At 39.7% G+C, this 25,409-nt stretch carries 26 protein-coding genes and 3 pseudogenes; 13 read left to right on the top strand and 16 right to left on the bottom strand.

Annotation, left to right across the window (positions count from 1 at the left end; all coding sequences use genetic code 11):
- Nucleotides 1-114: 114 nt before the first annotated feature.
- The 5 genes from GOP56_RS00695 to GOP56_RS00675 form a co-directional block, all read right to left on the bottom strand.
- Nucleotides 115-345 (bottom strand): hypothetical protein, encoded by a 231-nt coding sequence (locus tag GOP56_RS00695; protein WP_003338034.1) that lies wholly within the window; start codon nucleotides 343-345, stop codon nucleotides 115-117.
- 235 nt (nucleotides 346-580) lie between these two features.
- Complete coding sequence (locus GOP56_RS00690) at nucleotides 581-1,435, bottom strand: alpha/beta hydrolase (RefSeq protein WP_163244222.1); 855 nt, start codon at nucleotides 1,433-1,435, stop codon at nucleotides 581-583.
- 177 nt (nucleotides 1,436-1,612) lie between these two features.
- On the bottom strand, nucleotides 1,613-3,307 hold the full coding sequence (locus tag GOP56_RS00685; RefSeq protein ID WP_163244221.1) for a DUF4179 domain-containing protein: 1,695 nt from the start codon (nucleotides 3,305-3,307) through the stop codon (nucleotides 1,613-1,615).
- Entirely contained in the window at nucleotides 3,261-3,857 is a 597-nt protein-coding gene (locus GOP56_RS00680) for an RNA polymerase sigma factor (protein ID WP_163244220.1), read from the bottom strand. The genes GOP56_RS00685 and GOP56_RS00680 overlap by 47 nt, the downstream gene beginning before the upstream one ends.
- 290 nt (nucleotides 3,858-4,147) lie before the next feature.
- Nucleotides 4,148-5,014 (bottom strand): LysR family transcriptional regulator, encoded by an 867-nt coding sequence (locus GOP56_RS00675; protein ID WP_022585003.1) that lies wholly within the window; start codon nucleotides 5,012-5,014, stop codon nucleotides 4,148-4,150.
- A gap of 99 nt (nucleotides 5,015-5,113) precedes the next feature.
- Here GOP56_RS00675 and GOP56_RS00670 point away from each other — a divergent pair, with 99 nt between their 5' ends.
- Entirely contained in the window at nucleotides 5,114-6,022 is a 909-nt protein-coding gene (locus GOP56_RS00670; protein WP_163244219.1) for a DMT family transporter, read from the top strand.
- A 680-nt stretch (nucleotides 6,023-6,702) separates the two neighbouring features.
- Here the strand turns inward: GOP56_RS00670 and GOP56_RS00665 are convergent.
- On the bottom strand, nucleotides 6,703-7,818 hold the full coding sequence (locus GOP56_RS00665; RefSeq protein WP_163244218.1) for an MSMEG_1061 family FMN-dependent PPOX-type flavoprotein: 1,116 nt from the start codon (nucleotides 7,816-7,818) through the stop codon (nucleotides 6,703-6,705).
- 187 nt (nucleotides 7,819-8,005) lie between these two features.
- Entirely contained in the window at nucleotides 8,006-8,950 is a 945-nt protein-coding gene (rnz, locus tag GOP56_RS00660; RefSeq protein ID WP_003338045.1) for a ribonuclease Z, read from the bottom strand.
- A gap of 206 nt (nucleotides 8,951-9,156) precedes the next feature.
- Here rnz and GOP56_RS00655 point away from each other — a divergent pair.
- The 3 genes and pseudogenes from GOP56_RS00655 to GOP56_RS00645 all read left to right on the top strand — a co-directional run.
- Nucleotides 9,157-9,489, top strand: a pseudogene (locus GOP56_RS00655) (ABC transporter substrate-binding protein); the annotation flags it as partial.
- Nucleotides 9,490-10,213: 724 nt separating this feature from the next.
- The gene (locus GOP56_RS00650) at nucleotides 10,214-10,726 is read left to right on the top strand and encodes a hypothetical protein (protein ID WP_163244217.1); all 513 of its coding nucleotides are present in this window, start codon (nucleotides 10,214-10,216) and stop codon (nucleotides 10,724-10,726) included.
- Nucleotides 10,727-10,745: 19 nt separating this feature from the next.
- Nucleotides 10,746-10,940, top strand: a complete 195-nt coding sequence (locus GOP56_RS00645) for a hypothetical protein (RefSeq protein WP_101667863.1) — start codon at nucleotides 10,746-10,748, stop codon at nucleotides 10,938-10,940.
- A 154-nt stretch (nucleotides 10,941-11,094) separates the two neighbouring features.
- Here GOP56_RS00645 and arsB read toward each other — a convergent pair whose 3' ends face one another.
- From arsB to GOP56_RS00625, 5 genes and pseudogenes are all read right to left on the bottom strand, one after another.
- On the bottom strand, nucleotides 11,095-12,150 hold the full coding sequence (gene arsB, locus GOP56_RS00640) for an ACR3 family arsenite efflux transporter (RefSeq protein WP_163244216.1): 1,056 nt from the start codon (nucleotides 12,148-12,150) through the stop codon (nucleotides 11,095-11,097).
- Between the two features lie 37 nt (nucleotides 12,151-12,187).
- Nucleotides 12,188-12,511 carry an ArsR/SmtB family transcription factor gene (locus GOP56_RS00635; protein WP_163244215.1) on the bottom strand — a complete coding sequence of 108 codons (324 nt, stop codon included), beginning with the start codon at nucleotides 12,509-12,511 and terminating at the stop codon, nucleotides 12,188-12,190.
- A gap of 315 nt (nucleotides 12,512-12,826) precedes the next feature.
- Nucleotides 12,827-12,946, bottom strand: a pseudogene (locus tag GOP56_RS23635) (phage terminase small subunit P27 family); the annotation flags it as partial.
- A 50-nt stretch (nucleotides 12,947-12,996) separates the two neighbouring features.
- Nucleotides 12,997-13,440, bottom strand: coding sequence for a hypothetical protein (locus GOP56_RS00630; RefSeq protein WP_003338054.1), 444 nt, complete (start codon nucleotides 13,438-13,440; stop codon nucleotides 12,997-12,999).
- A 362-nt stretch (nucleotides 13,441-13,802) separates the two neighbouring features.
- Entirely contained in the window at nucleotides 13,803-13,976 is a 174-nt protein-coding gene (locus GOP56_RS00625) for a hypothetical protein (protein ID WP_233882704.1), read from the bottom strand.
- On the opposite strand from GOP56_RS00625, the gene GOP56_RS24285 reads away from it, so the two are divergent.
- From GOP56_RS24285 to GOP56_RS23250, 9 genes and pseudogenes are all read left to right on the top strand, one after another.
- On the top strand, nucleotides 13,897-14,151 hold the full coding sequence (locus GOP56_RS24285; RefSeq protein WP_371807978.1) for a helix-turn-helix domain-containing protein: 255 nt from the start codon (nucleotides 13,897-13,899) through the stop codon (nucleotides 14,149-14,151). The genes GOP56_RS00625 and GOP56_RS24285 overlap by 80 nt on opposite strands.
- Nucleotides 14,141-14,407, top strand: coding sequence for a hypothetical protein (locus GOP56_RS24280; protein ID WP_371807977.1), 267 nt, complete (start codon nucleotides 14,141-14,143; stop codon nucleotides 14,405-14,407). The genes GOP56_RS24285 and GOP56_RS24280 overlap by 11 nt, the downstream gene beginning before the upstream one ends.
- A 324-nt stretch (nucleotides 14,408-14,731) precedes the next feature.
- Entirely contained in the window at nucleotides 14,732-16,132 is a 1,401-nt protein-coding gene (locus GOP56_RS00615; RefSeq protein WP_163244214.1) for a recombinase family protein, read from the top strand.
- A gap of 15 nt (nucleotides 16,133-16,147) precedes the next feature.
- A pseudogene (locus GOP56_RS00610) lies at nucleotides 16,148-16,834 on the top strand (ABC transporter substrate-binding protein); the annotation flags it as partial.
- Between the two features lie 3 nt (nucleotides 16,835-16,837).
- On the top strand, nucleotides 16,838-17,629 hold the full coding sequence (locus GOP56_RS00605) for an ABC transporter ATP-binding protein (RefSeq protein ID WP_163244212.1): 792 nt from the start codon (nucleotides 16,838-16,840) through the stop codon (nucleotides 17,627-17,629).
- Entirely contained in the window at nucleotides 17,616-18,422 is an 807-nt protein-coding gene (locus tag GOP56_RS00600) for an ABC transporter permease (protein WP_163244211.1), read from the top strand. The genes GOP56_RS00605 and GOP56_RS00600 overlap by 14 nt, the downstream gene beginning before the upstream one ends.
- A 119-nt stretch (nucleotides 18,423-18,541) precedes the next feature.
- Entirely contained in the window at nucleotides 18,542-18,853 is a 312-nt protein-coding gene (locus tag GOP56_RS00595) for an ArsR/SmtB family transcription factor (RefSeq protein ID WP_003343852.1), read from the top strand.
- Nucleotides 18,854-18,958: 105 nt separating this feature from the next.
- Nucleotides 18,959-20,158: an MFS transporter gene (locus tag GOP56_RS00590; protein ID WP_163244210.1), complete on the top strand. Its 1,200-nt coding sequence runs from the start codon at nucleotides 18,959-18,961 to the stop codon at nucleotides 20,156-20,158.
- Between the two features lie 76 nt (nucleotides 20,159-20,234).
- Nucleotides 20,235-20,378 (top strand): hypothetical protein, encoded by a 144-nt coding sequence (locus GOP56_RS23250; protein ID WP_003338065.1) that lies wholly within the window; start codon nucleotides 20,235-20,237, stop codon nucleotides 20,376-20,378.
- A 124-nt stretch (nucleotides 20,379-20,502) separates the two neighbouring features.
- Here the strand turns inward: GOP56_RS23250 and GOP56_RS24235 are convergent, their stop codons facing one another.
- The 4 genes from GOP56_RS24235 to GOP56_RS00570 form a co-directional block, all read right to left on the bottom strand.
- The gene (locus GOP56_RS24235) at nucleotides 20,503-22,014 is read right to left on the bottom strand and encodes a methyl-accepting chemotaxis protein (protein WP_163244209.1); all 1,512 of its coding nucleotides are present in this window, start codon (nucleotides 22,012-22,014) and stop codon (nucleotides 20,503-20,505) included.
- Nucleotides 22,015-22,782: 768 nt separating this feature from the next.
- Nucleotides 22,783-23,964 (bottom strand): MFS transporter, encoded by a 1,182-nt coding sequence (locus GOP56_RS00580; protein WP_163244208.1) that lies wholly within the window; start codon nucleotides 23,962-23,964, stop codon nucleotides 22,783-22,785.
- A 32-nt stretch (nucleotides 23,965-23,996) separates the two neighbouring features.
- Nucleotides 23,997-24,473, bottom strand: coding sequence for a MarR family transcriptional regulator (locus GOP56_RS00575; RefSeq protein WP_022584985.1), 477 nt, complete (start codon nucleotides 24,471-24,473; stop codon nucleotides 23,997-23,999).
- Nucleotides 24,474-24,665: 192 nt separating this feature from the next.
- Complete coding sequence (locus GOP56_RS00570) at nucleotides 24,666-25,268, bottom strand: nitroreductase family protein (protein WP_163244207.1); 603 nt, start codon at nucleotides 25,266-25,268, stop codon at nucleotides 24,666-24,668.
- Nucleotides 25,269-25,409 lie beyond the last annotated feature (141 nt).

The raw sequence follows: 25,409 nt of genomic DNA, 5'->3' as shown, positions 1-25,409 counted from the left end.
ATATTCAGGTAATATAAAGCTGAGGTTGGACGTACATCCAACCAAATAAACAGCGCTATAAACCCACAAAAACGCCATATCGAGTATGTATTCAGATACAACGTGCTACTGTTATCAGGCTCGAAGCCATGCAGCATTTACTTCATAGAAGATTTTCTCCTCTTTAAAATACGCCATAGCATTTGGTTTTGCCAAATACTCTCCAATTTCGGCTAAACGTTCATCAGATAGGATCACTTGACGTTGCTTTCCATTTTCATCGCGATATTCCACAGTAATTGCTACATCGCGCTCACGTCCATAATCGGCAAGCTCATTCGGGGTTTGAAAAGTAATGCGTTTCATTCTTTCATTTCACTCCTGTCTATTATTGACACTGTATGGCGACATTATGGCATTAAATGGAGCGTTGGTAAAGAGAAAATCTTTACGTAAAATCCTTCTATCCTTGCTATTCAAAATGAAGTAAAAATCTTATAGGGAAAATAAATTTTTTTACAAAAAAGACTTACTCCAAAACAATTTGGAATAAGCCAAGCAAAATAGATCAAGTAATGAGCAAAAATACCTTACATTTTCATTAATCTCTACCTGCTCTGACCAGATTTTTTGCAATCATGGACGGCATGGTATAAAAGGATGTCATATGATCCCCTTTTGATTTAATTAACCGAAACAATCCAAGTCGGTTGGACATGTGTGGATGCCATCCATACTGCTCCCCTTGTGGAACCGCTATATCCTCTGTGAGGTAGTAGTAGCTTTTGGGAATATCCAAGCTATCGAATACCGACAGATCCAGCTTTTGAAATAATGGCCCCGCTGGTTCTGGAGTGACGGTTTGATAAATCTCTGTAGCCAGTTCAAGATCGGCTGTATTCATAAACGTTTCCCGCCAATTTAGAAAAGGTAGCATAATTGTATTGTCAGGTGATTTTTGGGCAAGCTCCTCCCAGAGAGCCTTTCCCTCGGGTGGTATCTCGTCCGCGACACTATAGCCATTCTGTAAAACGAACGCGTCCATAAACACCAGCCGTCTAATTCGCTTGGGAATCTGTTCTGCCACTTTAGAAATAACCGTTCCCCCGAAGCTATGCCCGACAAGAACAATATTACATAAATTTCTCTTCTCTATAAAATCAACGACGGACCTAACATAATCTTCGTGAGTTACCGCTTTATTTGTATCGCTACCATGTCCCGGTAAATTTGGAGTATATACTGAGTTACCCATCTGATACAGTTCCTCGACTGTATTATGCCAATAGCTACAATCCCCCCAAGAACCGTGAACTAAAACAAAGGTAATAGGAGAAGAGTCAGGATAATTATCTGGATAAGGATAATTGAAATGCTGGTGAGGATACGGTTGCCATGACATTTTTCCAAGATCGCCTTCAGGATAAAACGGGTTTTCTCTTAGACCTTCGTACATTTTTGGTCACCTGCTTCTTGTTTTGTTGCTTTTGCCTATACCATATGCCTAGTGTACGAAAGTGGGAACTTAGAAAAAATGTTACCCGGTTACTAAAGATTGCTTCTTCAAGAAAAAAAGCCGTCCAAATTGGACAGCTTGACATAACGGTAATATGACTTATTGTAGCGATTAGCATTATTTCTCTAGATGAAAAGGTACTTCCCACTGTACATTGTGGTTTTGTTTTAATACTTTATCATAGGAAATGGTAAGCTCTTTTGGAAGCTTGCCTTTATTATCAAATATCAGCTTCCCTTGTAATTGGATATTTCCATTTGGGGTGATCGTTGTCTTCTCAGAGTGGAAAACCTTATTTATTCGTTCCCCAGTTTCATCCTTGATTTTCCATCCACTCACGTTTATGAAATCTTTTGGGAAAACCGCTTCAAAATCAATACTACTTCCCCCCTTCACTGTTTTTTCGTCTTGATTATACTTTGTAAAACGGAAGGGATTCCCTTGCCCCTCAACTTTTATAGGTTCTTTTTGTAGCTTCTCTATGTTCAATTTCGCCTGAAAATTGGCTGTCTCACGTAGAAAGAGTGAGGTAAGCCTAAAGGACATTTTCTCTGAAGTAGGGGTAAACGTATGGAACCATCTATCTGATCCTTCTGCTAATCTAATACGCTCTGTGAGAGAATCTAATACATTTTTATTACTGCTTCCATTCTTTTCAGAAAGAGGCTCATCAACAGGAGGCGTTCCTCTTAAGTAAGGACTTTCCCATGCAGCCATATTCTTTCCTTGTTCATCAACAAGCTCATAGGTAAACTCTTTATCTGCCCCCTTAGCTGTTGTCTCCATAATAAGCTGAGTACCACTTGGAGCAAAAACGACCTCTTTCAAACTAATCTTTAATCCCTGAGGACTGGTATATTCCTGGTTAATCTTTTTCATTTTTGTTGCCTCTTTGGCCTTTTCCATCTCAATCGGAACCTGTATTTTCCAATTCCCATTCGTTTCACCTAATTTTTTCACAGTAAGTTCAACGTTCATTTCATCTGGTAAAGCATTTTCTTTCCCATAAAAATCGAATAGTGTCCGCTCTAGCACGATATAATCACCATGTATATTGTAAGCCCAAAAATCTGATTCCTGCTTATAAAGAGGATCATTAGCAAGCTCCTGATTCGGCTTCAATACATTTCCCTTTTTATCCTTCAAGCTAATTTCCTCTTCATCATACAACTCGCTTGCATCTAAACGATTTCCCTTGCTATCCTTCACACCAATAACCATGGCAATTCGCAAGGGATCGGCTAGAACCTCTTTTACTTCAAAAGTAAGCCCATGATCTGTAACAGACAAATCCAAAGGTTTTGAATATCCTTTTTGTATAGCATGTATAAGACCTTTATCAGCTTTCTTGTAGTCAGAAAATAAGCTGTTTTTCGTCGAAACAACATGTATACCAGCATCTGTCTGACCGGTATACAATCCACTTACATAGGTAGCAAAAGTAGGAGAAACAAGCGTTCCTAAAGATACAACCAATGCCAATCCAGCTACCGTAATCGTCATTTTTTTCATTATGTCTATACTCCTTTTTTTCCAATTCATTTTTGGAGACAACTTATGTGGGACTGATTGTTTCAACACACTTACCGGATAAGGGTGGATTTTATTTATGATGTCTTGTTCAAACGTTTCTGAAAACGAATCGACTATCCATCCGTCATCACCAATGCTATCCAATTCATTAACAAATTGCTCTAGCTGTTTTTGACAATCGCTACAATAATCCAGATGTTTTTCTAGTTGCTCTCTCTTCGTTGCAGGAAGCTTATCGTGCATGTATGCTATCAGATGCTCTTGGCTTAGGCACTTCATAAATAAACTCCCCCCTTTTGTTCATCCGAATAAATTCATCCTTTACCTTTTTTCTAGCATAAGAAAGCCGCATTCTTACCGTACTCATCGATACACATAATTTTTCACTAATTTCTTTGTAGCTTAAATCCTGAATATAGTGCATCTCAAGAATGGTTTGATACTCGTCGTCAACACGTAATAAAAGATGCTGCAAAAACTCTTTTTGCTCCTTGTCCAGATAGGCTTTTTCAGGTGTATAGCTATCCATTATTTCAAAGGTTAGGTCACTAACTAACGGGGTTCTTTTTCGCATGCGTACCTCATCTAGTCCACGATTAATGGAGATACGATATAGCCATGCCGAAAATTTTTGTTGTGATTGATATTCTGGCAAATGGTAGTATGCCTTAATAAAAATCTCTTGAACAATGTCTTGTATATTTGATGTATGACCTAGCATTTTCGTAAGGATGGAAGCCACTTTACCCTTATATTTATGAATAATTTGAGCATAGATTTCTTTGTTACCCTGTAAGATTTGCTCTATAATCTCCTCATCTTCCTGCATTGACTATCCTCCCATTCCAAAAAGGGGCTGCGCAGCTCTTACCTTTTTGTCTGTTCATTTATATATAACGAAAAATAAAGGAGACCCCTCTTAAACTTTTCAAAAAATTTTTCAAAACATTATAATTTGAACTATTTTCGCGAAAGATACCCGATTCTATTGCGACAAAAAAGCTGAACATTAATGGATAATCCTTATTTAAACCCCATCTTGCATAATAAAAGGAGTGAGGCTGGTATTCCTCACTCCTTTGCTTTATCTGTACAGCAATAAGCCCCCTTTTAAAAGCTTTAGGCAAAGAGCTTACGTGCTGTTTGGATAAACGTTTGAACGGCATTGGAAGACTCCTTCAATGAAGGAACTGCCAAACGAATGTCTCTAAATGCTTCTGGCTCCAGTTCTTTTTTGAGAACATTAGGCGGAAGCGCCCAAAGCGATAATTCCGACAGCACCGCAATTCCAAGTCCCTCCTGTACCATACTTAGCGCTGAGTTGACGTTTCTGACCACAAATCGAATCCTCAGGTCTACTCGTGCTCGATTAAACAAATCAACAATAGGCGGCTCGTAACCTGATTTACAGCTAATCAACGGCTCGTTGCTCAAATCTTTGACAGAGATAACTGGGCGATTTTGCAGGGGATGGTCATCTCTTATCACCGCATACATTCTCTCTCGAAATAACGGTATCGTTTCAAATTCATCGTCCGGCGGGATAATTAAACCAACATCGATTACCCGGGTTTCTAGCCACTCTTTAATTTCATCGATGGTTCCTTCATAGATCACAAACTCCAACTGAGGATATTGTTCAGCCATGACCTTAATTATTTTGGGTAAAAAGTGAGCAGACGCCACTGGAAATGCACCAACACGTATCGTGCCGATTTCAAGACCTTTTTCACTTGCAATTTCCTGGTGTACTTTTTCGAAGGACTGTAAAATATCCCGAAATAAAACTAAAATTCGCTTTCCCACATCGGTAAGCATAATACCGTTTTTCCGATCCCGAATCAGAAGAGTTACATCCAGCTCCGCTTCAAGTGTAGAGATGGCACGACTGACGGCAGGCTGCGTCATATTTAGTTCTAGACCTGCTTTGGTGAAGCTCCCAGTATCCGCAATTTTGACGAATAACTCTATTTGTGCATGTGTCATAACAAAAATGATATGCCCCCTATAAAAAACATTCATTTTATTTATATGAGAAATCATTTTATCATGTACAATGACACCAAGACAAGGAGTGACATATACATGCTTCAACAATCTCGTATAAAGGCAGGTCTATATCTCGCATTTTTGGTTCTTATGTGGGGCGTTAATTGGCCGCTTTCCAAATACGCATTAACCTATACCCCGCCACTGCTGTTCGCTGGCTTGAGGACATTTATCGGCGGCCTTCTTCTCATTTCCTTTGCTGTATGGAAACGAAAACAGCTTCATTTAAAAGGAACGTGGCATATCTATCTCATTTCCTCAGCTTTGAACATCATACTCTACTATGGCTTTCAAACCATTGGCTTACAGTACATGCCTGCCGGATTGTTCTCGGCTATCGTATTCCTTCAGCCTGTGCTACTCGGGGTTTTTTCCTGGATTTGGCTTGGAGAATCCATGTACGGATTAAAAATTCTCGGTCTTTTACTCGGATTTTTCGGCGTTGCCTCATTAACTACCGATGGGTTTACTGGGAATATGTCAGCATGGGGGATTATATTCGCTATCGCCTCTGCCATTAGCTGGGCCTGTGGGACGGTTTATACGAAAAAAACAGCAGATCAGGTCGACTCTGTTTGGATGACAGCCCTACAAATTACAATTGGCGGCATCGTCATGCTGGGTTCAGGTTCAGCCATTGAGAGCTGGTCTGATATTGCTTGGAATACCTCGTTTATCATTGTTACTCTTTTTATCTCAATTTTCGTCATTGCATTGGGCTGGCTAGTTTATTTTCAACTGCTCGCAACAATCGAAGCCAGTAAGGTGGGCGCTTTTACCTTTCTCATTCCACTCATCTCCGTCATGTTCAGCGTGCTTTTCTTACATGAACAGGTGACATATAAGCTGATTGTTGGACTTTTATTGATTACTGGAAGCATCGTTTTGGTTAATTTTAAGCCGAAACGTATTGGCAAAACGTCAAAATTTGCAATGCATCGATAAGCGAGCTTGCTCTTTCTGCTGTACTGTTTCACTAAACATTTTTAAAAAAGTAAATATATTGTATATCCATGAGAAAAAAGCACTATTTTACAAAAAAGTAGCCAGCATATAAAGGGAGAGGTCTGTAAGTAAGCTCTATGTTACCCCTGGCTTATAAAGTATGTATCTATCCTAAATTTACAGAATGCGCGTCATACCGATATGATTACAACGCCGAACGCCAACAGGGACGAACAATGACGCCATTAGTATTACTTCAAAGCAGTAGCATCCGTTCTGTAATGTTTAGGATAGATCGTGCTTTAGCACGTGTTAGTGGCATTTCATAAATTTTTCTCCGGGTTAAACATTTTCCTTTTAACATCGAAGCAATAATGCCCTAAAATATAGAAGGCGAACACCCACCTGTCCGCCATCAACGATAACTCTATCTTCTGTCTTTAGACTTGTCATATTAGTAGTGGATGCTATCAGGATTTCTCCTAGAAGGGATCGCTCCTCCTTTCGGGATTAGCAAAAAACGTCCACCCTCAACTCTCCCTGCCCCACCTGCAAAGTCCTTACGTGTGTTGGAAGCTGATGATGCCGAGGCAGTAGCAGCTCATCTCTTTTAATAATCTTCGTTTCCTGCTGCCTAATTGTAAAAGTCGGTCAGTAGCATCTATCCGATTCATCCCCACTTAATATAAATGCTGCTTGTACTCTTGGCTGACCATGTCATCAAAGGCCTTGGCACTCATTCCCTTTGTTAATTTTGAATGAGCTAGTTGTTTCATCACCATCTCTCCCATCGTTGGGAACATCTTTCGATCTATTTGATTAGCCGGATTCCATAATCCCGCATCCACCATTGCTTGCGAGTAAGCTAAGGTCACTTGTTGAAGTTCTATCCATATTCCTAGCGCCGGGCGTTTTCCTGCTATTGAGAGAGGTTCTAATATTTTGGCTTCCTTTACAATAGAAGCTTTGCCTTGAACATGGAGGATATGATCTACACCTGGAACAAAAAAGAGAACACATATAGATGGATTAACAAGTATATTCTCAAAATTATCGCAAATTTTGTTACCAGGACGATCGGGAATCAAAATGGTACGTTCATCTAGTATTTGTACAAAGCCCGCCGGATCACCTTTGGGCGATATATCAGCTCCTCCTTCCATTTGACTGGTGCCGACACAAATGAATGGAGCGTGTGTAATAAAGGATTGCATTTGTTCGCTTAGAATCGTGTGCTGGTAGAAGAAGTCACTTGCTGAAGACATCTCTGTATGATAGCTAGGTAGATAGGTTGTAGAATCCCACAGCTTGGAGCGAATAAAGGCTTTGGCACAATGAAAAAAGCATTCCTCGACATCTACCCGGATCGCTGCTGTGAGCTGCTGATCTGCTGGAAAATGGGCGGTTAGAAGTGCTTTCTCTTTAACAATGCTGGCCCTGCCATTAACTCGTAGGGTTTCGCTTACTCCTTGGATAAAAAATAGCAGCCCGATGAATGGATTCGCATTGATATTTTCAATCAAACGCATGTAGTCGCCAGCTTCTTTTATGGGGATAAGCAAACTATTCTCAGCAATAAAACGGACAAAGCCCTTTTCCCCGCCAAACATAGACCCATGCAAGAAATGATTCCTTTGCTTAGTTGTAGCACATACAATGGACGAATGCTGAATAAAGTAGCGGCTTTGTTCCTCTAAGCTAGGTAATATTTTTTCTAGTAAAGCCTCAGACGGCGAGCCGACTACCTCTCGCAACTGCGCTTTTGTTTGTACCGTGAAATCTATAGGTAGATTCATCTTTACTCCCTCCTTTTTACAGCATGCATTGAAAGGATTTAACTAAGATAATTATACCTTAAATGATAATCATTACCAATTAAAAATATTTATTTAATTCAATTATTTCTTCTTTCAAATGGAAAAACCCTTGCAGTACTATTATTTATGCTACAAGGGTTTACCTAATTCTTATCAAGCATTTACGTTACAGCAAACGCGTTCTTTTTACCTCATAAACACACAAATCCTGAGCGATCTGGCTGTTCAGAAAAACCTCCTGCGCTTCCTGTAGCATATCATCAAGAGTAATCGGTCCGTCTTCAATATCATAACGTGGGCTCAAATGGGTAAGCAATAAGCCTTTTGCTTCTGCTGCAACAGCGATTTCTGCCGCTTGTTTTGCTGTGGAATGCCCACTTCGTTCAGCTAATTCCAGATGCTGATGAACATAGGTAGATTCGTGCACAAGCATATCTGCTCCTTGGGCTAAACGCACCATATTCTGACAAGGTATTGTATCGCCACTAAATGCAACCTTAAGGCCTGGCTGAGGTGGGTGAACAAAGTCTTTACCATGAAAAACCCTGCCATCCTCTAATTGAACAGTCCCTCCCGCTTTAAGCTGAGCATACATGGGCCCTTTAGGAATACCCGCCTCTTTTGCTAATTCAATCTTAAACGCACCAGGACGTGGCTTCTCTGTCATCGAATAGGCAAAGGCTGGAACGCGATGCTTCACCTTTGCCGCTTCCACGACAATGGTATCATCCTCGTAAATAATTCCTTCCTCCACCACTTTAATGATTAGGGGATACTGTAAATGAACGGGACTAATACGCATGATGGCTTGTACATACTCATCAATGCCTTTTGGACCATATAGCGTAATTCCGCCTGTTTCAGCCCCACGTAGAGAACGACTGGCAAGCATGCCAATTAATCCGTATAAATGATCGCCATGCAAATGCGTAATAAATATCTTTTCCAACTGCGAAATATTCAGCACAGAACGCATGATTTGGTGTTGCGTACCTTCCCCACAGTCAATGAGCCACCACGCGCCTCGATCCATGAGACGAAGTCCGATACCCGATACATTCCGCTTAGTGGTAGGGGCGCCTGAGCTAGTTCCAAGAAAAACAATCTGCATGCCCTATCCACCTCCATCCTTTATGTAAAATCCACGTGCATATTTTACCAATCTTATCATATTTGGAGCAAAATTTCATCTAACCTTCTACCATTACAGTTCCGAAAGGCATCATGATTCATACCTCTTACTATTTTTTTCACTTTCACCATTCACCGCAATCTGGCATAGGTTAGAGTAAAACGAAACGCCTAGGAGGTTTTTTGATGAAACAATTCCTTATCCTAGGCATTATTCTTTGCCTAGGGCTTTTCAGCTTTTTGACCGGCTGTTCCAGTAGCGATACCAATAAGCTCCGAGTAGGAGAGGTTACACGCTCTCTTTTCTACGCTCCACAATACGTTGCTTTAGAAAAGGGATTTTTCAAAGAAGAGGGCTTGGAGGTCGAAGTCATAACTACTTGGGGTGGCGACAAAACAATGACCTCCCTGCTATCTAATGGCATTGATGTCGCATTGGTGGGGTCCGAGACCAGCATTTATGTCGATCAACAGGGTGGGCAAGATCCGATCATTAATTTTGCTCATCTGAAGTTAACTTTACAACAGGTAAATGAACCTCATCATTTCACTTTGAATTATAGTTAATTTGGGATTGGCGGGAAGGCGGACTAGTTCGGTATGTACTATAAATTTACGGAATCATATCCAGAAACGTATTCAGCTCAAAAGGTTATAACGAAGACCCTGGACATTAATCCTTTGAAATTTTTCCAGTGGACACCACACTTTTTACAGAGTGGTGTTCTTTTTATTTATACCAAGGTGCGAATTATGTAATAGTTTGTCAAATTTTGTTGAGTGTTTCGACTTTTTTCTATTTTGTAGAAAAAACAATACGGTTGGTAAAATATTGCACAAGAGGAAGAAAGGAGGGATTAGAATTAGGTTTGTTTACACTTCAAAAGGACGTTCCCCTAGCCATCAAACTAATTGGAACGCCCCTGTCGTGAATAACAAAAATTGTTATTCGGATTAATTGTATCACTCAAATAAAGGAATGTGAAATGGAAAACACCCAATCGAAAGATGATTTACAGAAGCTTAGACGCTAGTTGGTCGATATGAATAAGCTGTACGGAAAACGTTACGAAACCCAGTAGGGGGCATAATTAAAAAGCCGCTTTTCAGCTATTCACTAAAGACCTTCTAGGAGGTTTACAACATGTTAATATGAGACAATTCATTTCTTTTATTTGAAAATGAAATCGCTAATGTAAAAATATCACTTTATTGAAAACATTAGGAAAAGAGGTTACACTTTATGATGAACAAAAAGTTTATTAAAGGAATTGCAATTTTATCTACGGTTGGTTTTCTAGGGACTGCTATAGCTCCGGCGACCAGCGCGTTTGCTCAAGAAAAAGTGTCACAATCAGTTTCTTACCAAACTCCAATGTCGAAACAAGAGATGGATAAAATCATCCAAGAAACTGCTAAGGACATTTTAGAAACTACACCAAGAGTAGTAGTAAAAGAGCCTGCACAACTTGAAGCACAGGGTTTTGTTTCTCTTGGATCAAAGCTAATGAAATATTTTGGGAAAGGGTATGTGAAAAAAGAGTTACCGAAAAAGATGTATTCTAAATTCCCTGATATTTTAAAAGAAAAACTTTCTGAAGAGAAATGGCTTACTCTTTGGAATGGCATAATTTTATTGGGTCCATTAGAAGAAATACGTGAAACTGTAACCAAAGCCCTGGAGCCATATGTTTGGGGGTGGGTTGCAAAAACTTGCGGTTATATTGTAGAAGGTATCGTTTACGCTATCATTTAATAAACAGAAAGGAGATAAAATGAACACAGAGACTTTAAAGTTGGTTCTAATTATCTTTTCTGTATATGCTACTATGCAAATTACAAAGGATATGAATATAGCTGATAATTGGTTTATCAGAGAGCCTGTTCGTTACTTAATTAGCTTCGTAGTAACCTTGTTTGTTTCTATCCTTTTGGATAAGATTTACAAAAAAAAGGATAAAGAAGAGTAGCTGTCCCTTTTAATCTTAACTAAAAAATCATTATGTAAAACGTCCGAATCTCCCTCGCATTCGGACGTTTTCTCGTTTCTAGTAACTGTTTACTTTTTTTTCTGCGGCTCCTGTCCACTTGCAACCCTTACCCGAATCGACAGGCTCCTATAATTTACGTTTTCTGTTCAGTAAAATACATTCGTTTAAACCAGAAAGCCACATTTACTAGTGCAATCATGACTGGTACTTCTACTAATGGGCCAATAACTGCTGCAAAGGCAGCACCGGAGTGAATACCAAACACTCCTACTGCAACAGCGATCGCAAGTTCAAAGTTATTACTACCTGCCGTAAAAGCAAGTGTTGTTGTAACTGGGTAGCTTGCTCCCATTTTCTTTCCCATAAAGAAAGAAAGAAAAAACATGAGTACAAAATAAATTAGTAATGGGATTGCAATACGAACTACATCGAGTGGTAAGCTGATAATGGCATCGCCTTTTAAGGAAAACATCACGATAATGGTGAAGAGTAAAGCAATTAGGGTGATGGGACTAATTTTAGGAATAAACTCGTTTTCATACCAGTGGCGCCCTTTTACTTTTACAAGAGTAAAACGTGTCAGCATCCCTGCAAGAAATGGAACTCCTAGGTAAACCATGACAGTCTTCGCTACTTCCACCATAGTGACCGAAACAACTGCACCTTCTAACCCCAACCATTCTGGAATGACAGTTACAAATAAATAGGCATACACTGAAAAGAAAAGCATTTGGAAAACTGAATTAAATGCCACTAATCCAGCAGCATATTCCGTATCTCCTTTGGCAAGATCATTCCAAACAATTACCATAGCAATACAACGTGCCAAGCCAATCATAATTAAGCCGACCATGTACTCTGGCTTATCTGATAGGAATAAGATGGCAAGACCAAACATTAAAATTGGGCCGATAATCCAGTTTTGAACAAGAGAAAGGATTAAAACCTTAGTATCCTTAAAAACTCTTCCCATTTCTTCATAACGTACCTTTGCAAGTGGTGGGTACATCATTAAGATAAGACCCATTGCAAGGGGAATGGATGTGGTTCCCACCTGTAAGCTATTTAACTTATTTACTAACTGTGGATAGATAAACCCAAAACCAACTCCAATGCCCATAGCCAAAAAAATCCAAAGTGTTAGGTAGCGATCTAAAAACGAAAGACGTTTTTTCCCTACATGACTCATTGTTACATCTCCCTTACCTTTCTTTTTAGTAGAGGGTTTAATCGCAAGTAATCTGTAAGTTTGCTTCTTTCAATTTCTCAAAATCTGAGGTGCAATCAGGTAGCTGTGCAAGAGACAAACCGATTTTCTCCATAGTTGAACGATTCAAAGAGTAAAAGACCCATTGCCCTTTCCGTGTTTCATTTACTAAATTCTCGTTCTTTAGACGACTCATGTGCCTAGATATCGAAGGTTGAGAAATACCGAAGATCGGGACTAATTCACATACGCAACAATCCCTTTGATTTAATAAGGCAATGATTTTAAGCCGGGTTGGATCACCTAATGCTTTTAAGGCCGAAGAAAGTTGGATTAAATCCATGTGAATAATGCCTCCTTTATAATTACCATATAGCTATATGGCTATATTATCATTATGCGAAGGAATTTCAAATATAACCTTACATAATAGTGACTATATTTATGTCACTAGACGCCATTATTTTGTGCTTTTTGACCACTAGCAACCTTCAACTCGTCTGCCAATTGTCCGATCCGTAAATTTGGACTTGTCCAACATAATATTTTCCTGAGTATCCATCTTCGTAACTGCATTTGCTTCCTCTCATTCGTTCTTGTCAATTACTGCCCTATTATCATCATGAATTGCTTGTTTACGCTACACTGTCAATTCCGTTTGTAACAAGGCATCTGTAACTTTTATATACATCTTTCGAGCATATAAAAAGCGAGCCAGTGCATCTACATCAAGATTAATCATGATGCCGATTTGCAGCAGCTCGCTTTCAATCTTTTTACATTAAGTCAACTGATTGCCTTGATCTAGCCATCCCCTCAAACGGGATTTTAACTTATTCTATGGAATCGTACATATCCTGCATATCTGTCAAAACTACCTTGATACCCCCCGTTAATCCATCCGCCATCCCCGTTATTCCAGAATTCACCATCTGTGAAAACCCACACTCCATAAAGAATGTTACCATAACGCACTGTATAAGATGTTTGAATGCCTTGTAGATTATGAGAATATCTTTGATTTAAATTATAAACCACCACATTCTTTTTTCCTTGACCCACTTGGTAAAATGCATGGTAAAGTGTGTCTTTAACAAAATTCTCACGGGCAACATCTACTGGAAGAACGCTTTTTTCAGACTTATGAATACTTGGTGGAAATTGGTTTGGGGTGTTGGTTACATTTTCACTCGCTAATGCTCCTGTCGCTCCTGTTGATAACATCAGAGACAATCCCATTAATGAAATTAAAAACTTACGTCCAACTTTCATTTTGACCATCCTCCTCCTAATTTCAACAATTAACCTTTATTGTAAAAAAATTACATAAAAGATTATGAATATATAATACTCCGTTAATTCTGCCTTTTCAATATACTTATGATAAGAATATTCATTATTGATATAAAAATAGCCACTCGTAGGTGACTAACCTTCAAACTGCTTTATGATCATTTCGCGTTCTTTACGGAGTTCTTTCGTATGGAATGTGTAAATCGACTGCCGAGAATGTTCCTGTGCGATCTGTAATTGACGTTCTCTGTATACGGAGTTTACAGCCATCCAAAGAGTACGTTTTTTATCATCGTCTTCAGCTATCTTCCTTATCATAACTTGTCCATGTTTACGACCCCTTAGGAGTCGCTTGATTCACTATCCTTCTCAGCTTTCATAGCCACTTCTTTTCCTTTGCGCTCGTTCTCTGTAAGAATATCAAGGTAAATCTCAATGAATCGGTCAAGAGCCTCTTTTGATGGTTCCCGTCTACCGATTGCCCAAATTTCCGGTCTCGTTCTTCCACCTTCCATAAGCACCATCTCCCTTGTAGAAGATGTATGCAACGATTCGTTGAGGACAACACTTATGAAAATCGGAGAACCCATAACAAAACTAAGGAACAAACGACATGTACCCCAAGCTCAAATGGCAGATTTGTCAGGAGTAAAACGTCCTAGATATAACGCTTGGGAAAATGACATTTAAAACCAGATCTTACAATGATAAAAAAATAGCAGATATCCACAATGAATCTGTAGACTTTTTGCTTGGCAATGCTGGAATGAGCGAATCAATTCCGTTTTGGGCCACTTTCAAAGATAATCGCGATTTTAGAAAAATGCTTCAAGAAGATGGTGATCTGATGTTTGATGGTATTCCATTAGATGAAAATGCTCGACAGCGTATCATGGAAGGTTTGACAGGATTATTCTGGGAAGCAAAGAAAATGAATAAGCATTAAAAGAATTAGGAGAATGACATCAAGAGCGACATCAATTAAAGAGTAAATAATGGAGGAAACAAGAAACAACTTGGTCAAATGTTACAAAACTAATTGCTCTTTTATAATCTCTCGTGTACTTGGGAATCATTTTCTTTTACTGACCTAGGACAAAACCAACTCTTAATCCAGATAAATTTGAAAGGCACGTAAATGCATTTGCAGTAAAATTGCTCATTCACGAAGACAAAATTCAATGCGAAGAAGCCTCAGATGAGATTTGTCTACGTAACGGTATCCCAACTGAGATGGGTAAGTATATAAAATGGAGAGAAAGTGAGTTTAATGAAAAAAGTCATAATCACAAGAGTAGCGATTTATGTACGTGTTTCAACAGATGAACAAGCAAAAGAAGGCTTCTCTATCCCAGCTCAACGTGAACGACTCCGAGCATTTTGTAAAAGCCAAGGCTGGGAAATCGTAGAGGAATATATCGAAGAAGGATGGTCAGCAAAAGATATTCAAAGGCCACAAATGCAACGTCTATTAAAGGATATCAAAAAAGGAACCCTTGATATGGTTCTAGTGTACCGTTTGGATCGACTTACTCGGTCTGTTCTCGATCTTTACTTACTGCTGCAGCTATTTGAAAAACATGATGTCGCTTTCAGATCAGCTACTGAAGTATATGACACCTCAACAGCTATGGGGCGCCTATTCATTACACTTGTTGCGGCTCTGGCACAGTGGGAAAGGGAGAACTTAGCAGAGCGTGTGAAATTCGGCATTGAACAGATGATTGATGAGGGCAAGAAACCTGGAGGACACTCCCCATTTGGTTATCACTTCGATAAAGATTTTACATGTACAATCATTGAGCAGGAAGCAAAGACAGTAGAAAAGATATACCAATGGTACGTGGAAGGTTTTGGGTATCGGTCGATTGCTAAACACCTTAATGAAATGGATGTTCGTCCACGTATCGCTAAACGTTGGAACCATATTTCCGTTCGGGATATTCTGTTGAACGACATGTACATAGGCGTATACCGATGGGGTAATAAAATTGTGCTGGAGAACCATCCTCCCATCATCTCAAAACAATTGTTCGCCAAGGTCAAAAAGACAATGGAGGAAAAGTCCGGTCAATCGCCAAGGAAAGGAAAGTTCCCTTTGACAGGGATACTACGTTGCGGGCACTGTGAAGAACACAATATGCAAGGGTTCTACGATCATCGCGATCAAAAGACGTATTATCGTTGTCTGGGATGTAACCGCATGACCCATGATCAGAGAATATTAGACCCTCTCCTCGGCGAGATCGATAGATTGATTACATCAAAAGAGTATTTCGTAGAAAAGGTCGAAAATCAAAGAGAAGTCGAATTAGATTTAGATAAAATCAGGAATGAGATAGCAAAAATCCAAACACAAAAAGAAAAGTGGTACGATGTGTTCATGAACGACAGCAACCCTATTCCAAAGGAAACACTTTTTGAAAAGATCAACACTTTGAACCATAAGGAAAATGAACTGCAAGAACTCATCAATGCTTATGATGTGGAAGAGGAAACCCCAGAGGAAAAATATCGCAAAATTAAAAAAATGACCAATATCAGAGAACAGTATCGTTTAGCAGACGTATTTCGCAAAAAAGAGCTGCTTCATAGTTTATTCGAAAAAGTTATTATTTACCGAGAACGCGGAAGAAACAAGAAAATTCGAATTGAATATTCTATGCGTTAACCCTGTTATATGTGTAATTTCCCCCAGCTTACCCAAACTGACGGCACATTCTTAGTCGCCCGGCCCAAATCAAAGCACTTTTCGTGGGATCAGGTAAAAGACAAGGTATTCCTCGGTCAACGAAAGGGTGGAATGCCTCAAATGGTCGGCGAGTTTGTCCTTAAAAAAAATAAAATTGAGCCCCAAACGGATGCTACCGTTCTTCAAAACATTGAATTTAAAAATATCCCTTCCGCCTTCGCTTCAGGTACTGGAGATTTTGTACAACTCTTTGAACCAACAGCATCTCAATTCGAACAAGAAGGCATAGGTCATGTAGTAGCCTCCTTTGGTAAGGAAAGTGGTAATGTTCCTTATACCAGCTATATGACGAAACAAAGCTATATCCAGAAAAACAAGAAGAATATTCAGAAATTCACTAACGCCATATATAAAGGGCAACAATGGGTAAACTCTCATTCTGCCGAGGAAGTGGCAAAAGTAATTACTCCCTATTTTTCTGATGTAAAAGCAGATATTCTCACTCGTTCTATTCAGCGTTATCAGGAGCAGGGTTCCTATTCAGCCACTCCCTTATTAAAAAAAGCTGACTGGGAATTATTATTAGAAATTATGAAGACTGCTGGAGAGCTGAAACAGTCAATCCCCTATGAAAAACTAGTGAATGAAACATTTGCCAATCAGGCGATAGGAGGTAAATAGCCTATGCCCCCTTCTCCCCAGGCAAAAATTGAGGTAAATGATGTCACCCATCTATACGTAACACCACGCAATGCATTTATGGCAGTAAACAATATTTCCTTGCATGTGGAGGAAGGTGAGTTCGTCTGTTTAGTAGGCCCTAGTGGTTGCGGAAAAACCACCTTGCTTTCACTCATAGCAGGACTCGAAAAGCCTACAGCAGGTCAAATATACGTAGACGGGAGTCAGCTAACAGGAACGACTCTTAAGGTTGGCTATATGCTTCAGCAGGATTATTTATTTAACTGGCGCACCATAGAAGAGAATGTGTTTCTCGGATTAGAAGTGCAGGGAATCCGCAGCAAAGCAAATGAAGAATACGCATTGCATTTACTGGAAGAAATGGAGCTGATTCATTTTCGCAAAGCTTCTCCACAGCAATTGTCTGGCGGAATGAGACAGCGTGTAGCCTTGGTCCGAACGCTTGCCTGTCAACCGGAAATCCTACTTCTCGATGAACCCTTCTCCGCTCTGGATCATCAGACGAAGCTTAAGCTCGAAGACCTTATTATCAAAACCTTGCGTCGTCACAAAAAAACCGCTATTTTAGTCACCCATGATTTACAAGAAGCTGTAGCTATGGGAGACCGAATCTACATATTAGATCGAAATCCGGGACGCATTCGTTCAGAAATGAAGATACCAGAGTTAATCCGTCAGGCGTTGCCGTTCCAAGCTCGACAATTGACTGGCTTCTCCGATCTGTATAACCACGTGTGGAGAGAGATGGAGGGAAGTTCTGATGGAGCAGATTAACATTGATCATATTCATCAGCAGTATAAACATGGCGTCACACGTACAAAATGGTTAGTTTTTCTCACCCAGCTTCTCATCTTATTTGTTTTTTTAGGCACATGGGAATTGGCTGCTTTCTTCAAATGGATTGATGTCCTATTGTTTAGCTCACCTAGCCGAATCTGGAGTTTGTTTATCGAAAAGATGGCTGATATGAGCTTGTTGATGCATACCAGCGTAACCGTCCTTGAAACGATCATTGGCTTCTTACTCGGAACTCTCCTCGGTACCTTACTGGCTATTATGATTTGGTGGTCCCCATTTTTATCGCGCGTGCTAGAACCCTATTTAATTATCGCAAATAGCATGCCTAAAGTAGCATTGGGGCCTCTGTTCATTGTAGGTTTAGGTCCCGGAGTCATCTCCATAATTGCCACGACCCTCTCTGTTTCGATTATTATTACCGCCATCACGATCTATTCCGGCTTCCGTGAGGTTAATCCTAACTATCTGAAGGTCATGCAGACCTTTGGTGCAAGAAAAAGTCAGATGTTTGCCAAGGTGATATTTCCTGCCACAATGCCAACGATTATTTCATCCTTAAAGGTAAATGTCGGACTTTCTTGGATAGGTGTTGTTGTTGGAGAATTTCTAGTTGCTCAAAAAGGCTTAGGCTATCTCATTATTTATGGCTTTCAGGTATTTAATTTTTCCCTGGTCATGGTGTCTCTCTTCGTCATTGCTCTCGTCGCCGCTTTGATGTACCAAGGTGTCAGCTACCTAGAGAAGAGGCTTACCAGCCAGTTTAAATAGATAGCAATACCAAAAAGTTGCTCCTATTCGGGGCGGCTTTTTCCTTTCAGCCATCTTAAAAAATTACAATGCACACTTCTTATATTTACAAATCTATAAAAATAGATATAATAATCTCCATGGAACCTTCATTGATTTATAAAGCACTGACTAACGAGACTCGTCGACAAATCTTACTATGGTTAAAAAATCCAGGGGAATTCTTTGATGAAAGACCTTATTTACAACAAGGGCTGAGTTTTCAAATTGGTGTATGTGTGGGCGATATCCAAACAAAATCTGGTTTAGCCCAATCAGTCATTTCTAGTTACTTGTTAACCATGCAAAAAGCTGGGTTGTTGGAATCAGAACGAATCGGAAAATGGACGTATTATCGACGAAACGAAAAGACCATTCGGGAATTTGCCGAGTATGTCCAACAAGAACTATAAAAGGAAAGGAGGCTTTTCTTTTTTACCTTTAACATCTATATATATAGATATATAGTTTTTTGTATGTAAAATGACCGATACAAATAAGAATGGAGATTTATTTACATGAAAAAGCTTAACCCTCTTCTTATCATAATGCTAGCTTTAGGTGTATTTGGTATTATTACCACTGAAATGGGGATTGTAGGGGTTCTCCCTCAGATCACACAAAAATTTAACATAACAACTTCACAAGCTGGACTACTTGTAAGTATCTTTGCTTTAGTCGTTGCTATTACAGGTCCATTTCTGACATTGCTTGCTTCTGGCATCAATCGAAAAGGAATTCTGTTAACCGCAGTCCTTATGTTCATGATTTCAAATATGGTTTACGCTTATACAACTAGCTTCGAGATGATGCTAGCTTTCCGTATTCTGCCTGCTATTTTTCATCCCATCTTTTTTTCAGTGGCTCTCGTAACTGCTGCCAAACTTGTCCCTTTAGAAAAAAGCGGGCATGCGATTACAAAGGTTTTTGCTGGGATAACTGTCGGATTTGCCTTTGGTATACCTTTAACCTCTTTTCTCGCCGAGCAGTTCTCGTTAGAGGCCGCTTTTCTGTTTGGGGCTATTGTAAGCGCGATTGCTTTTGCAGGAATTTTATTTTGGCTCCCCTCCATGCCTGTTAAAGAAAAGATGTCTTATGGAAAGCAGATTAGCATATTACGTAAACCGGGACTATGGGTAAATATCGCCACAGTTATATGCATCTTTGCAGCTATGTTTACTGTATATAGCTATTTTGCTGAATATCTGGGGCAGGTAACACACATGAACGGCTCATGGATTAGTTTCATGTTGATGCTGTTTGGCCTCATTATGATTTTTGGCAATTTTTTATTCGGGTCTTCCTTACAAAAAAACATGATGAAGACAGTGATATCGTTTCCTCTTCTCTATATAGTAATTTACGTACTTGCTTACTATTTTGGTTCTTCTTTCATTCCAATGGCGGCTGTCGTATTCTTTTGGGGAATCATACATTCTGGAGGGCTAATCGTCAGCCAAACATGGCTCATGACTGAGGCAAAGGAATCTCCTGAATTTGGCAACAGTTTATTTGTCTCATTCTCCAATCTTGGAATTACGTTGGGAACTTCTATTGGTGGCTGGTTTATCTCTCAACTGGGCATACATCAGCTCATTTGGAGCGGAATTACATTTGCCTTGCTTGCTTTCTTCTTCATCATGATAAAAATAAAGATATTGAGTTCTGCTAAAGAGGAAATAGATGTGGCAAGCCCACCTCACCCAATGAAAAACTGATTTTTTGGTATACAAAAAACATTGTAACTATTGATATAATAAAAACTTCAACTCTAGTAAAAAAGGAGATACTACTATGATGGGTACAAAGGTAATGACGTTTGCTTTAGTTGGGGGAAGTATCGGCTTTTTCTTGGACGGTGTGATGGTTGGGGCACTTGTGGGAGTGTTGATGTACATATCTATTCAACTTGAGGAATACCTAAAGCAACGGAATTAAAAAACTTTGTTCATCGTACATCCTACCTGCCTAAAAATAAGCAACCGGGCACAACCGTGTTAATGGATGCCCGGCTGCTTGCCGGTATAGATTCTAGTAAGCTTCATAATACGATATAAGTAGCTTATAATGTTTTCGTAAAATCTACTAGGGACTGTGACATTTTATTAATCTCATCCATTGATGAGTTTACTTGCTCTGTCAAGGCCGCCTGTGTCTGTGTAAGAGTACTCATTTTTCCAATATGCAATAGAATGGTTTCAATGAGTTCCTTCATTTCATTCAAACTGCTTTCAATGTTTACAGTAGCATTTGCGCTATGTACAGCTAGCTTTCTTACCTCGTCTGCGACAATCCCAAAACCTCGCCCCTGCTCACCTGCACGTGCTGCTTCGATGGCTGCATTTAAGCCTAACAAATTCGTCTGCTCAGCAATTTCTTTAATAAAATTTGAAATATTTTTGGTTTCATCTGCACTGCCCTTCGCTTGATTGGCCGCTTCAGTTGATTGATCCTGCGCAACTGCAAGCTCCTGAGCTTGATTCGTTATTGAATTAACACCTTTCACCATATCGCTAATCGAGTCTGACAGATGCTTCATTTGAGAGGTCATTTCACGTACGACCTGCTCTTTGTTTTTCTCAAGGGTAATATCCCGTATGGTCCCAGCTACTCGCAATGGAATACCAGTGCGACTTCGAATCGTTTCACCGCTAGCATGATACCAACGATATTCACCATTTTTTAAGCGTAGTCGATAATCAATATCAAATGGAGTTTTCCCGCTATAATCATTCAAGTGATTAGCAAAGGCTTCTAATGTTCGTTTTTCATCCTCTGGGTGAAGTCTGCTGCTCCAGCTACTCATCACATTTGGGAAATCTGTTTCATCTTTAAATCCAAGAGCTCTTCGGAATTGAGGTGACCACCAAAATTCATTATTGGGATTAATGACATCGCCCTCAACAACGGTCATATCCCAAGGAGCTTCCACTAGAACACGATTGATAAGATCATACCGTTCTACCAAGGATTCTAATTCTTGTTCTTTCATTTTCTTATCGTGTATATCGAATAAGGCACCTGCGACCCGTAAAGGAACGCCATTAGCATCTCGAATCGTTGCCCCAGTAGCTCGGAACCAGCGATATTCACCGTTTTTTAATAATAAACGATACTCCACATCATAAGGAGTTTTTCCTGAGTGATCCAATAGATGCTTTTCAAAAGCTTCTAGAACCTGGTCATGATCATCTGGATGCAGTTTTGATGCCCAGCTGTGAAGCACGTTAGGAAAATCAGTTTCATCCCGATAGCCCAGCATTTTGCGGAATTCATTCGTCCAGGTAAACGTATTCTGAGGATTTACAGGATCACCTGCTATCACATTCATATCCCATAAGCCCACTTCAATGGCTTCCGTTACCAATTCAAGTCGAACGGCTACATTTTCTCTAAAGCTTTGCATCGTTCTTAAAATCTCATTCAGATTTTCAGCAAATTCCTTTGCTTCTGGGTTATCTGTAGACGGCTGAAACTCAGTGGAAAAGTCATTCATTTCAACCATTTTGCGTAATTTCCGGCTTTCCTCTACGAATGCAGTAAGCTCGTTAGCTTGTACTGACTTAAAAAACATAGATCATCTCCCCTTTTCCAGTTATATAGAATCCTCAGTACTCAAACCTAACCAAACCTGTCCACTCTATGAATCTTTTTCTACATGATTCATTTGGCTCATTATGGCGAACAAGGCGTAAAAAGCTCTTATGCTTTGGCAAGAGCTTTTTCTGATCATTTATAATTCATCTTCAGGTTAATCAATCAAATATTAGATTGATAACGTTACCCTTTCCACCATTGGATTGAAAGATAACAAGTTTGAAAAGGTACGCTTATTATACAAATTCCGTCAATATACGACAATGATCAAAATGCATCAAATCGTTTACTTTTGCATCTCTACCTGTAACGTTCACAAGTGCTAGGGCATAAAAAAATAACCCTGAATGAACGTCAGAGTCATTTTTTATTAGATGGGTATGTTTTCATGTATTTCTTTGAGGATATAACTCACTGGCTTCTTTCGGCTTAGTTTTCTATTATTTTAACATCCTTAGGTAAATCAAGAGTAAAGTCTTTTTCATGAAATTGTGGATGAAAATCAACCTTAGTTACGATATACTCGGAAATTTGTTTGTTATTTGCATTGGTAATGAACTTTAGCTTTAGACCGGTTTCCTTATCGATCCAGAGTTCGTTCGTAGTAATACTAGATTAGTTGTTTCTTACTGTCTCTTGTTTTTTAGTGATGTTAGATCACAAAAAAAGTCACCCACGTCCCTTGGATGACCCTTCCTAAGTAATGATGTTGTTTTGACGTAAGAAAGCTTTTAACCGGCACCAGCTATTGCAAAAGCTGTTTTTCACCTATTCTAATCATGTTCCTTGCAAATAAAATGACAATCGCAAATCCCGTAGCTCCTACTCCAAATGTCAAAACAAATTGTCCCCCTTGATACAAGAAGCTACCGATAATCGGCCCTGCCGCCATGCCGACATAACGAATAAAATTGTAGAAGCCAATCGCTGTTGCTCGCTCTGCTACAAAGAGCTCCGTTAGCAGCGTACTTTGGATTGGCATGGCATAACCGCCGCTAAAACCGTATAAAGATAAGCTAAACAAAAGCCATCCTACAGAAATATTTGCGGTCAGTGTAAAAATGACGACCGCTATCAGATGTAAAAAGCAAGTGAACACCAATCTTTGTTCAGTTCTTTCCTGCTGTTTCTTTTTCAATCTTCCACTTACAAAGCTCCCTGCCATCAAGCATAGGGACAATGGTAAAAAAGCTAGCCCTGTTTGCTGAGCAGATAACCCATATGTGTTCTGGAGCACATGTGGTAAAAACACCAATACACTGTAAAACAAATAAAACTGAGCAAAGCCAAGCAACAGGACTAGCCGCCCAATCGGGTGAACAAGTACTTTTCCATAAGCCTGTAGTTGAAATGTTCGTACGATTCCCTTTGTGGGCTTCGTTTCTGGTACAAAGACTAAGCTAGCGAGAAACATAACGAGACCCGTTACACCTAAAAAGGTGAAAATACCCGCAAATCCACTCTGTCCTCCAATAAACCCGCCCAATAATGGCCCGATGACCGATGCTAGGGATAGAAGCATCTGATAGCTGCTCATAGCTTGAGCTCTATGCGAACCTTCAAATATATCCCCAATGACCGTAGCTGCTATCACTGGAATTGCGGCTACTCCGATTCCTTGTAATACACGATAGAATAAAAATCCAAAAATGCTTTCGGCAAAGGCGCATCCCACAGAAGCTATCACATAGAGAAGCAGACTAGGAAGCAACACAGCCCTGCGTCCGATACTATCAATAAGGGGGCCATACACGATTTGCATGACAGCTAGAGCGATAGTGAACACAGAAATGCTTAGATTGATTAAGTACGGTGATGTATGTAATTGCTCCTGCATTTGCTGTAAGATCGGCGTGTAGATGTTTTGAGACAGCGATCCTACTAACGCGCTGATGGCTAATGTATACAAAATCACTTTTGTCTTCATTCTCTCTTTCCTCCTAACCAATTCACAATTTCCTATTCTGTCTGCTTGTTTTTATGTTCAGCAATGGCATCGCTGAGCAAACGATCAATAAAAGCAAGTTCAGAGCTGGAGTATTTTTGTAAAAACCTCTCGATTCGCCTCTCTGCCTGTTCATGTAGCTCCTCATGTAAACGAAAAATTTCATCACCCATCGGTGTTAACTGAAAATGTACCTCTTTTTGATTATCAGCTCTTTGTTTTTTTACTAGATAACCTCTTTGCAAAAGCTTCGTACTAATCTTAGAAATCGCTCCACGAGTCATATCCATCTCTTGTGAAATAGCTGTTACATTTACTTGACCCTGTTTTCCTATACAAGCGATTACATGCAGTTCAGATAAAGTCAGCTCTCCTGTCAACCTGTCTAAATCTCGAATCGAGTTCAATAAGCCAGTACGTCTTTGCTTCAGGTTTTCTTCATGTTGATGCAGTAGCTTTTGCAGCTTCCCGACAATTTGTTGTGTAATCATGTATCCACTTCTCCTTTCTTTTTTGTTTCCCAGGAAACAAATTAAGTATATCCTGCCCTATTTCAAATCACAAGCTTATGCAAATCTACTTATAACTTTTACCTTCCCTTTACAAATTACAAAAAAACATTCCATCGCCACACGCTGGTGGTACATGGAATGTTGAGATTGCTATCGCTATCGTCTGGCCTCTTATTTCGCCCCTACTTGAATACTCGATACCCATTGATCTAATGCTCGGCGTTCTTTAGCTTTCGGTACCTGCTGTGGATAGCCTAAATGAAGAGAACCTACAATTTTTTGGTTGGAACGAAAACCGATTTCCTTTGTAAATTCTGCGTCAAAAATATAAGGATTGGTCCGCCATACAGCCCCAATGTTCTGCTCCCAGCATAGCAATTGGATGTTTTGAATAAAGGCACACGTAGCCCCAACTGCTTCAAAATTCTTTTTCTCATGATCAAATACATCTGTTGCTATCAGCATGGAAATCGGTGTACCTTCAAAGTATTCTCGATATGACTCTCTCACCTTTTCCTTTTTCTCATCCGTATGAGATTCAAAAATCCCAATTCGTTCGTAGCTATTAAAGACACATTGGAAAAAAAACTTTTTTTCTTGCTCAGTGGAAGCAATTTTGACTGCCCAAGGCTCTACTTCGCTATGAAAAGGAGCATATGCTGCCTGCTCTAAAATTTTATAGATCGTCTCCAGCGGAATGGGAGTGTTTTCGGTTTGGCGTACAGTTCTTCTGGACGTAATGAGTGTTGCCAACGTCTGCATTGCTTCTGTCATGAGTATGTTCCTCCTCGATAGTTTATTGATCTGGATCTGATGGTATTGTGCCGTTTTATATCTGTATACGTTGTAACAGGTAGCCTTTTCGTTAGCATTTATGTCTACATTCGTAGATTCATTTCACGAAAGATATGCCCA

Source organism: Brevibacillus sp. 7WMA2 (assembly GCF_010748895.1).
Taxonomy (GTDB): Bacteria; Bacillota; Bacilli; order Brevibacillales; family Brevibacillaceae; genus Brevibacillus_B; species Brevibacillus_B halotolerans.
This window is presented reverse-complemented; position numbering and strand designations above follow the sequence as displayed.